The following is a 9,541-nucleotide window of genomic DNA, read 5'->3' as shown; positions in this document are numbered from 1 at the left end:
CCGGTGCGACGCCCGAGTTCGTCCTGCGGAGTGACACGACGCAGGGGCTCGGGAGGCGAACAGCGTGGCGCCTCCCGGTGGGCGGTCGATCCCGAAATGACCGACAATAAACACTATGACGCCGTCGCGGGGGCGAACGCAGGGGCTATACGGTGGCGTCGGTTACGGTTGGGCAATGAGTAAGCCGAGCCCCGAGGTCTACGAGCAGGGCAAGGGGATGGACGCCCACAACAGCGTGATGCGGGAGATACGTGGGCGCAACGACGAGAGCCACGACCCGACCGAACCGACGCGGGTCTGGATCGACGAGGACAACACCCCCGACGGGGTGTACCAGAGCCTCACCATCATCCTCAACACCGGCGGCTGCCGGTGGGCCCGCGCCGGCGGGTGTACGATGTGTGGCTACGTCGCCGAGTCCGTCGAGGGCGGCACCGTCGCCCACGAGGACCTGATGACCCAGATACAGGCCTGTCTGGACCACGAGGAAGAGAACGCGGACGACGAGTCGGGGCTCATCAAGATATACACCTCCGGAAGCTTCCTCGACGAGCGAGAGGTGCCCGCCGAGACCCGACGGGCCATCGCCGACACGTTCGCCGACCGCGACCGCATCGTCGTCGAGAGCCTGCCCGACTTCGTCGACCGCGAGAAGGTCACCGACTTCACCGACCGCGGTATCGCGACGGACGTGGCCGTCGGGCTGGAGACGGCGACCGACCGCGTCCGCCACGACTGCGTGAACAAGTACTTCGACTTCGCCGACTTCGAGGACGCCTGCGCGGCGGTCCGAGAAGTCGACGCCGACGAGTCCACCGCCGACGCCGGCGTCAAGGCCTACCTCCTGATGAAACCGCCGTTCCTGAGCGAGCGCGAGGCAATCGAGGACATGAAGCGGTCGGTCCGGAAGTGCGCGGCCGTCGAGGGCTGTCACACCGTCTCGATGAACCCCACGAACGTCCAGCAGTTCACGATGGTCGAGCAACTGTACTTCCGGGACGGCTACCGGCCGCCGTGGCTCTGGAGCGTCGCCGAGGTGCTCGAATCGACCGCCGACGAGGACGTTATCGTCGTCTCGGACCCCGTCGGCCACGGCAGCGACCGCGGCGCTCACAACTGCGGGGAGTGTGACGACCGCGTCCAGAAGGCCATCAAGGACTTCGACCTCCGGCAGGACCCCAGTGTCTTCCAGCAGGTCGACTGCCAGTGTGAACACACGTGGGACGTCGTCCGCGAACGCGAACGCGGCTACAACCTGCCGCTGGCCCGCTGAGTTTGCGGCGTCCGAGAAACTTATAACAACTCACACGTACAGCCACGTGGCGGGTACTCCCTACCTGCCATGGTACATCGGCCCTCACGGGCCTTTCTGGGTCCTTCTCGAAAACTCGAAGCGGCGGCTACCGCTGGAGCGACTCGAAGATATCGCTCAGACGGCCGGCGTCGCCGGTGACGACTCTGTCGGAGCCGAACAGCCGGACCGCCAGTCCGACCATCGCGGCCGCGAACACCAGTTGGTAGACGGTGCCGCCGACGATGACGAGCGGATCACCGACGAGCAGTGCCTTCGGCGCGAGCGACGGGTAGGTGAACGGGTTGGCGTAGACGATGGCCTGCAACGGCAGCGACAGCGCGCCGATGTCGGTGAAGACGGTCACCGCCGCGGGCGCGCCGGCGACGAACGCGATGGGGAGGACCAACACCTGCGCCCCCTGCTGGTCGCCGGCGAAGATACCGAGACACAGCGCCATCGCCAGCGCCGCGACGACAGCGAGGAACACCGACACGCCGATGAGCGCGTACTCCGCCGGGCCGAGCGAGAACTGCGCCGGGAGGCCACCACCCCCGTCACCGAACGACAGCGACGACTGGTAGTAGAACATCGATCCGGCGAGCAGTCCGGCCGCGAACAGGCCGATGACCGCGCTTCCGGCGAGCTTCGCGGCGACGATGGTGCGGCGCGCGACGGGCATCGTCAGCAGCGTCTCCATCGTCTTGTTCTCGTTTTCGATCCCCATCGAGTTCATCACCATCTGGCCCGAGAAGACGATGACGACGACGATGACGACGGGGACGAAAAACAGCTGTCCGAACAGGTCGCTGTTGATCGACGAGGGCGAGGCGTCGACGCGCTCCCCCCGGACGATGGACGTCTCGGTGGCCGTGATCGGCGATAGCTGTCCGGGCGGCGCACCCGTCGCGTTCGCGGCGATGACCTGACTGGCCTCGCCCAGTGGGGCCGTCCCCGCCCCAGCGCTGCTGATACCCGCGATACCGAGGTTGTCGACGACGGTGTAGGTCTCGACCCGTCCCGGCGCGGCCCCGTCTTCGATGCGCTCGGTGAAGTTACGCGGGACGACGATGACCGTCTTCCCGCCCGAGCCACGCGTCTCCTCGATGGCCGTCTCGGCGCTGACGTTCGCGCCGCGGTAGGTGACGTTCGCGCGCCGGTCGTAGGTCTCCTCCAGCAGGTCGGCGTACCGACCGCTGTCGTTCATCACGAGCCCGACGGCCGGCTCCTCGTTCGCGCCGTCCTCGACGCCGCTGAACCCCTGTCCCATCGCCAGGAACACGATGGGGACGACGAGTATCGGGACGATGTACCGCGGCCGCAGGAGCTCTCTGGCCTCCTTGCGGACCAGCCTGAGGAAGTCGCTCACGCCGTCACCTCTAGGAAGGCGTCCTCGAGGTTCTGTGTCCCGGTCTGGGCGACCAACTCCGCGGGCGTCCCCGCCGCGACGACCCGGCCGCGGTCGACCAGTCCCACCCGGTCACAGAGGTATTCGACCTCCAGCATGTCGTGTGAGGAGAGGATGACGCTCCGCTCCTCGCCGGGGTAGGACTGGATCACCTCCCGTATCTCGCGGGCGTTGCGGACGTCCAGTCCCGAGGTCGGTTCGTCGAGGATGGCGAGTCGCGGTTCGGTCATCAGCGCGCTGGCGAGCAGGAGCCGTCGGGTCATCCCCTTGCTGTAGTCGCCGGTCTTGTCGGTGATACGCTCGTCCAGATCGGCGAGTTCGACGCCGCGTTCGACCATCGGGTCGGGGTCCTCGGCGTAGAAGCCGGCGACGAACGAGAGGAACCCCCGCCCGGTGAGGTTCTCGTAGGCCCCCGCCTCCTCGGGCAGGTACCTGATCGCCTCCCGGACGGCGTTGGGGTCGGTCTGTGTGTCGGCGCCGAAGACGACGGCCTCGCCGTCGTCGGGGGTCAGAAGCGTCGCGAGGATGCGCAGCGTCGTCGACTTGCCCGCGCCGTTGGGGCCGACGAGGCCGAATATCTCCCCGCGCTCGACGGTGAAACTGAGGTCCGTCAGCGCCTCGACGTTCCCGTATCTCTTCGACAACCCGCGGACCGTGACGGCGGCGTCTGGCATCTGTGATCGAGCCTACTCCGGGTACCGATATAAAAAATGACGGCGTGTTTCAGGGGCGGAAACTCTGCCTCCGAGTCACAGCGTCCCGTCGCGGTCGTGGTTCGTTTGCACTCGCTCGACCTCGGCGGCGTAGCGCTCACGAGTCTCCTCGTCCGCCACGGTCCCGAGGTTCGAGCGGTCGACCTCGATGGAGACCCGTGTCTCCCTGCTCGCGCCGGTGAAACTCGGCAGGGCGCGCTCCTTGCGGAAGGAGCGACTGCGTCGGGCGTCGCGTAGGTGAGGATGATGAGGTTCTGCTCGTCGTCGGAGTAGGTACGTTCGACGAGCCAGACCCGGACCTCGGTGGGTTCCATACCGGGACGTAGACGGCCGCGACAGTTCAGTGTGCTGGCGAGTCAGACCTCGAACCCGTCGAGGATGCCCGCGCCGTCGGTCGCGCCGACGTCAGCGAGGGTCGCGCGCTCGGGGTGGGGCATCAGGACGGCGACGTGGTCGCCGGCCTCGCCGGTGACGCCCGCGACGTTGCCCTTCGAGCCGTTGGGGTTTGCCGCGTCGGTGACCGTGCCGTCGGCCGCACAGTACCGGAAGAGGATCCGGTCGTCGGCCTCCAGTTCATCGAGTTTCCCGTCTTCTATCTCGAAGCGTCCCTCGCCGTGGGCGATGGGGAGGTCGATCACGTCGCCCTCGTCGTAGGCGGCCGTCCACGGCGTGTCGGCGTTCTCCACGCGGAGGTGGACGTGCTCACACTGGAAGCGGGCGCTCTCGTTGGTCGTGAACGCGCCGGGGGTCAGTGCCGACTCACAGCCGATCTGTGCACCGTTACAGATTCCGAGGACGGGCGTACCCGAATCGGCGGCCTCGCGGACCTCGGCCATAATCGGCGAGCGTGCGGCCATCGCGCCGGCCCGGAGGTAATCGCCGTAGGAGAAGCCGCCGGGGACGACGATGCCGTCGACGGACTCGGGGAGGCCGTCCTCGTGCCAGACGCGTTCGGCCTCGATACCCAGCGACGCGAGCGCTTGCACGGCGTCGCGGTCGCAGTTGCTCCCGCCGAACTGCAGTACTGCGATCATTATGCCTCGGCGACCGCGACCTCGTAGTCGTGGATGGTCGGGTTCGCGAGCAGGCGTTCGGCCATCTCCTCGACCCGGTCGGCGGCGGCCTCGGCGGAGTCGGCTTCGAGGTCTATCTCGAAGACGTCGGCCGAGCGCAGCGACTCCAACTCAAAGCCCAGTCGTTCGAGCGCACGCTGGGTGGTCTGGGCCTCGGGGTCGAGGACGCCGGACTTGAGGCGTACGGTGACCGTCGCGGTGTAGGCTGTCATTACTGGAGTCGCCGTGACGCCGGGAGAAAACGCTTGCTATCTCTCTGGGACCGGGAGCCACCCGTCCGGTTGGTCGGGGAGGCCACGGACCTTGATCTCGGGGCCGTCGTCGCCGTTCCGGACGTCGATGCGGGCGTCGAAGGCTTGGGTGACCGTTCCCAGCGCCTCGTCGTCGGTCGCTTCGGGGTCTATCGCCGCGACGCCGAGGCCGTCGGCCGTCCGGATTCGGCTGGTGATCGTGTGGAGGAACCGATACACCGCCCGGAAGTCGTCGGCGTAGACCAGAAGCGTCGAGACCGAGTAGAGGCCGACGCGCACCAGCGGCCGGTTGCGCCCGCTGAGGGACTCGTACAGCGACGAGAACTCGATGCCGATGCCCGTGAGGTCCGATGGGCTCCCGACCTGTCGGATCGTCCCGTCGGTCTCGCTCCCCTGCTGTGAGCAGTCGATCACGCACATCCGGCCGGTGTCGAACGCGGACCCGGTCTCCTCGTAGGCCCTGACCGCCTCGTGGCCCGAGAGGTCCGCCGAGACCAGCAGGACGCCCTCGTCGTCGCCGCCGTCGGCGAGCATCTCCAGCAGGAGCCGTCGGGCGCCGCTCAGCGACGGGCCGGCGACGAGCACGTTCGTCCCGGGGTCGATGGGGGACAGCGGGAGCCGTTCGAACTCGTATCTGTTTGCCACCTGCTGGGTCATCGATCCGCCTCCGCCGGTCGCTCGGCCAGTCGCCGCCGCAGCTCTAGCTGTTCCATCAGTTCCTCCGCGAACAACTGCAACGTCTCCACGTCGGCCTCACTGTAGCCCCGTGGCTCGTCGTGGATGAGACACAGCGCACCGATGGGGAGGCCGGCCGGCGTCTTCAGCGGGACGCCGGCGTAGGATCGAATCTTCAGGTCTTCGAGGACCTCGGCCCCGGCGAAACGGGCGTCGGACTGGACGTCTCGACGACCATGTAGTCGTCTTCGAGGATGGTGTGGGTACAGATGGAGTTCTCGCGGTCGAGGGTCTCCCAGTCGACGCCGTGACAGGCCAGAAACCGCTCCTCGTGGGCGTCGACGATGCCGGCGAAGACGGCCCGGACGCGAAGCTCTCGGCAACGAGGTCGGTGATCCGCTCGATGGTGTCGTTCGCCTCCATCCCCTCGACGTCGTACTGTTCGATGGCCGCCAGCCGTTCGTCCTCGTTCTCGGGGATGGGATAGGCGAGTTGGCCGTGCTGGCCGACTACGTTGCCGACAAGCCGCGAGAGCGCCACCGCCGAGTCCGGCATCTCCTTGGGCAGGTACTCCACGACGACCGTCTCGAAGGCCGCCGTCCGAATCTCCTCGGGCGTCGCGTCGGTGTAGAGGATACACGGCACGTCGGGGTCAGTGTCTCTGACCCACTCGACGAGGCCGAGGCCGTTCTCCTCGGGGAAGTCGTACTCGGTCACGAGGCAGTCGATATCGCCCGAATCGAGCGCGTCGCGGGCCGCCTCGACGGAGGCGACGGCCGTCACCGCCGCTTCGGGTCCCGGGGTGTCACTCGCGGTCAGCGCGTCCGCGGCGGCCGCCCGGTCGTCCGCGTCGGGATCGACGACGAGGACGCGCGGGGTGCCGAATGCTGTCATAACACGGTGTGGGAGTTCCAGCGGTTTAGCTGTGGTGGGGCGAAACCGAAGGGTTTTGCTCCGCCCGTCGCACATCTCCACACACGATGAGAACCGACGCCGAACGGCGGTGGGTACCGTGACTCGCGAGTTGACCGAACTGACGGTCGTCGGCGAGGACGACACCGGACTGATCGCCTCAGTCACCTCGCTGCTGTTCGAGCGGGGCATCAACATCGAGGACCTCGATCAGGCCGTCCGGGACGGGCTGTTCCGGATGACGATGCACGTCGACACCTCCGAGATGGTCTGTACCGAGGCGAAACTCCGCGAGGACATCGACGACCTCGCTGATGATCTCGGCGTCGAGATCAAGGTCCGGTTCCCCAAAGACCGCGAGACACAGTCAATTGCCGTACTGGTCACCAAGGAGTCACACTGTCTGGAAGCCATCTTCGAGTCGTGGGCCAGTGGCGACCTCGGAGCCGACATCGACGTGGTGATCGGCAACCACCCCGATCTGCAACCGCTCGCCGAGAAGTACGACGTTCCCTTCCACGACATCGGCGACGAGAAGGGGACGCCCGACGAGGGCGAACTGCTTGAGTTGCTGGCGGAGTACGACTCCGATCTGATCGTCCTCGCGCGGTATATGCGCATCCTCAGCCCGGAGGTCGTCTTCCGCTACGAGAGCCAGATCATCAACGTCCACCCGAGCCTGCTCCCGTCGTTCCCGGGGGCGTCGGCGTACATGCAGGCCATCGAGGAGGGTGTCCGAATCGCCGGCGTCACCGCCCACTACGTGACGACGGACCTCGATCAGGGCCCGATCATCACCCAGCGGGCGTTCAACGTCCCCGACGACGCCACCGAGGAGGAACTCAGACAGATCGGCCAACCGCTTGAGGCCGAGGCGCTACTGGAGGCCATCAGCCTCCACCTCGATCAGGCGGTGTCGGTCCACCGCGGCCGGACGAAACTCCGCGAGGACAGCGAGGACGTCCAACTCGGCGCGCCCGAGGTTCTTGCGGAAGAGAACCCCGACCGGCCTATCGACGGGCTCGGCGAGTTCGTCGCCGATGATGAGGATATCGAAGCCGACGATTGAGCGGTTCCGAGCGAAGCGAGGAACCGCGAGAACGCGAGCGGCGAAGCCGCGAGCGCGCTGTGGGGCTGTTTGAGAGCGAAGCGAGGAACCGCGAGAACGCGAGCGGCGAAGCCGCGAGCGCGCTGTGGGGCTGTTTGAGAGCGAAGCGAGGAACCGCACTCACCATTCTAGAGGAAGTTTGAACGACTGACACGTTTTATGTCCGCTCCGACCGACCAGTCCGTGTGAGCAGTGATCAGCGCGTCGTGATCCACGTCACGAGCGACGAGAGCGGCGACTGGCGGATGGCACTCCGGAACCTCGCGAACCTCGTCCGGGACGACTCGGTGTCGACGCCGCCGAGTATGATGCGACTCGTCGTCAACGGGCCGGCCGTCCGGTTCCTCCTCGCGTCGGCCCCCGAGGCCGACCGCGTGGGGACGATGATCGACAACGGCGTCGCGGTCTGTGCCTGTGAGAACTCCTTGGACCGGTTTGGGCACGAGGCCGCGGCCCTCGCCGAGGGCGTCGAGACCATCCCCTCGGGCGTCGCCGAAGTCGTCCGGACCCAACACCGCGGGGCGAACTACCTGAAACTCCCCTAGAGGTCCCGGACGGCGTCGACGGCCGCGTCCACGGCCGGCGCATCGAAGACGCCCTCGCCGACGTAGGCGTTGGTTCCAGCACAGTAGAGGTCGCTGACGGCCTCGATCACGTCGTCGTCGAGGGGGGACGGCGACGCCTCGCACAGGGACTTCCAGTCGGCGACGCCGCGGTTGTCGGCCTCGGACTTGGCCGCGCCGACGGCCTCGACCCACTCGGGTTGGGTCCGCTTGTGGTACTGGCGGACGACCTCCTTCGAGACCTCTTGGCCGTCGTAGGAGAAGCGGTTCTCGTCGAAGGTGCCCACCACGTCGGCGACACGGATCTCGCCGTCGTAGTAGAGACACTCGATCTTCCCGTCCTCGTGGACGAACCCGGTCTCGGCGGCGCGGTCGTTCAGGACGTCGTTGACGGTGAGCGCGACCGATTCGAGGGCGTCGACGTCGGCGGCGCCGGCGATGCGGTCGGCGGCCCCGCGGTCGAGATAGCGGTCCTGTTCCTCGTACTTGGTGGAGAACTCGACGACCGGGTCCGGGAGGTCGACGGGGTCGTCGGGCCACGTCTCGCGGTCGAGGCCGTAGTCGGCAGGGTCGCCGCGCTTGCGGAGCGAGGACCCGACGGGGACGGTGTTGCGGAAGACGATCTCGAGGGGGATCAGGTAGTTCTCGCCCGCCTCGGCGTGGTACGAATCGTAGTCGTAGTCGGCGCCGTCGTTCGGGAGGTCCGGGACCTGCGTCAGCGCGATGGCCATCTCCCGGGGGGCGTGGCCCGCGTCGACGGCCTCGTCCAGAGCGACCGTTTCGCCGTCGACGGTGACGCCCTCGTAGTGGGTGGCGACGCCTTCGGCTTCGAGGCGTTCGAAGTTGAACGCGCCCATCGTACAGAGGGCCGCGCCCTTGTGGGGAATCTCGTCGGGCATCTTCCCCCAGTCGAAGACGGAGTAGTCGTCGGTGAACACGAAGGCGCCGCGGCCGAGGTCGGTGGCCGTCGGGGCCGCGTCGATGCGGAACTCCTTGACGCTCGTCATTGGGCGACCGTTCTCCGCCCGTCGCAAAACCATTTCCGAACGCCCGTCGAACACCCACGTATGTACGAGAACATCCTCTTTCCGTACGACGACAGCGACGGCGCGGCGGCGGTCCTCCACCACGCCGGCGAACTCGCCCACTGGGCCGACGGGACGATCACGCTGCTGTACGTCGCCGACACGACCCAACACAGCGTCACGCGCGTCGAGTCGTCGGTGGTCGACGGGTTGGTCGACCACGGGGCCGACGTTCTCGAACCCGGAGCGGCGACCCTCGACAGCCTCGACGCCGACTACACGACCGACATCGTCCAAGGGACGCCGGCCGAGACCATCGTCGACTACGCTGAGGAGTACGACCAGGACCTGATCGTGATGCCGACACAGGGCCGGCAAGGGCTGTCGCAGGCCCTGCTGGGCAGCGTCACGGAGAAAGTCGTCAGACTGGCCGAGACGCCCGTACTGACCGCTCGAACCGTCGAGGGCGATCGACTCGACTTTCCCTACGAGGATATCCTCCTGCCGACCGACGGGAGCGAC

At 67.2% G+C, this 9,541-nt stretch carries 12 protein-coding genes and 1 pseudogene; 4 read left to right on the top strand and 9 right to left on the bottom strand.

Going from position 1 to position 9,541, the window contains the following annotated elements; translation table 11 throughout:
- Positions 1 to 175 precede the first annotated feature (175 nt).
- Positions 176 to 1,273 (top strand): archaeosine biosynthesis radical SAM protein RaSEA, encoded by a 1,098-nt coding sequence (locus GJ629_RS11660; RefSeq protein WP_157513224.1) that lies wholly within the window; start codon positions 176 to 178, stop codon positions 1,271 to 1,273.
- Positions 1,274 to 1,400: 127 nt separating this feature from the next.
- Here GJ629_RS11660 and GJ629_RS11655 read toward each other — a convergent pair whose 3' ends face one another.
- The 8 genes and pseudogenes from GJ629_RS11655 to GJ629_RS11625 all read right to left on the bottom strand — a co-directional run bounded on the left by GJ629_RS11655 (position 1,401) and on the right by GJ629_RS11625 (position 6,305).
- On the bottom strand, positions 1,401 to 2,660 hold the full coding sequence (locus tag GJ629_RS11655) for an ABC transporter permease (protein WP_157513223.1): 1,260 nt from the start codon (positions 2,658 to 2,660) through the stop codon (positions 1,401 to 1,403).
- On the bottom strand, positions 2,657 to 3,373 hold the full coding sequence (locus GJ629_RS11650; protein ID WP_157513222.1) for an ABC transporter ATP-binding protein: 717 nt from the start codon (positions 3,371 to 3,373) through the stop codon (positions 2,657 to 2,659). Before GJ629_RS11650 ends, GJ629_RS11655 begins: the two co-directional genes overlap by 4 nt.
- Positions 3,374 to 3,448: 75 nt before the next feature.
- Positions 3,449 to 3,726, bottom strand: a pseudogene (locus GJ629_RS17155) (hypothetical protein).
- Between the two features lie 42 nt (positions 3,727 to 3,768).
- Positions 3,769 to 4,446: a phosphoribosylformylglycinamidine synthase I gene (gene purQ, locus GJ629_RS11640; protein WP_157513221.1), complete on the bottom strand. Its 678-nt coding sequence runs from the start codon at positions 4,444 to 4,446 to the stop codon at positions 3,769 to 3,771.
- On the bottom strand, positions 4,446 to 4,697 hold the full coding sequence (gene purS / locus GJ629_RS11635) for a phosphoribosylformylglycinamidine synthase subunit PurS (RefSeq protein WP_157513220.1): 252 nt from the start codon (positions 4,695 to 4,697) through the stop codon (positions 4,446 to 4,448). The genes purQ and purS overlap by 1 nt, the downstream gene beginning before the upstream one ends.
- A gap of 36 nt (positions 4,698 to 4,733) precedes the next feature.
- Complete coding sequence (locus GJ629_RS11630) at positions 4,734 to 5,393, bottom strand: hypothetical protein (protein WP_157513219.1); 660 nt, start codon at positions 5,391 to 5,393, stop codon at positions 4,734 to 4,736.
- Positions 5,390 to 5,584, bottom strand: a complete 195-nt coding sequence (locus tag GJ629_RS18020) for a GAF domain-containing protein (protein WP_370515885.1) — start codon at positions 5,582 to 5,584, stop codon at positions 5,390 to 5,392. The genes GJ629_RS11630 and GJ629_RS18020 overlap by 4 nt, the downstream gene beginning before the upstream one ends.
- Entirely contained in the window at positions 5,490 to 6,305 is an 816-nt protein-coding gene (locus tag GJ629_RS11625) for a response regulator (protein WP_197428573.1), read from the bottom strand. Before GJ629_RS11625 ends, GJ629_RS18020 begins: the two co-directional genes overlap by 95 nt.
- Positions 6,306 to 6,414: 109 nt before the next feature.
- On the opposite strand from GJ629_RS11625, the gene GJ629_RS11620 reads away from it, so the two are divergent.
- Positions 6,415 to 7,392, top strand: coding sequence for a formyltetrahydrofolate deformylase (locus tag GJ629_RS11620; RefSeq protein WP_370515884.1), 978 nt, complete (start codon positions 6,415 to 6,417; stop codon positions 7,390 to 7,392).
- A gap of 224 nt (positions 7,393 to 7,616) precedes the next feature.
- The gene (locus GJ629_RS11615) at positions 7,617 to 7,976 is read left to right on the top strand and encodes a DsrE family protein (protein WP_370515883.1); all 360 of its coding nucleotides are present in this window, start codon (positions 7,617 to 7,619) and stop codon (positions 7,974 to 7,976) included.
- Here GJ629_RS11615 and GJ629_RS11610 read toward each other — a convergent pair.
- The gene (locus GJ629_RS11610) at positions 7,973 to 9,001 is read right to left on the bottom strand and encodes a phosphoribosylaminoimidazolesuccinocarboxamide synthase (protein WP_157513216.1); all 1,029 of its coding nucleotides are present in this window, start codon (positions 8,999 to 9,001) and stop codon (positions 7,973 to 7,975) included. The genes GJ629_RS11615 and GJ629_RS11610 overlap by 4 nt on opposite strands.
- Positions 9,002 to 9,061: 60 nt before the next feature.
- Between GJ629_RS11610 and GJ629_RS11605 the strand changes: the two genes are divergently transcribed.
- Positions 9,062 to 9,541, top strand: a 480-nt coding sequence (locus GJ629_RS11605) for a universal stress protein (protein WP_197428572.1), incomplete at its 3' end; no start/stop codon positions are given.

The organism is Halapricum sp. CBA1109, from assembly GCF_009741825.1.
Classification (GTDB): domain Archaea; phylum Halobacteriota; class Halobacteria; order Halobacteriales; family Haloarculaceae; genus Halapricum.
The sequence above is the reverse complement of the archived record's forward strand: the minus strand, read 5'-3'. Positions and strand labels throughout refer to the sequence as shown.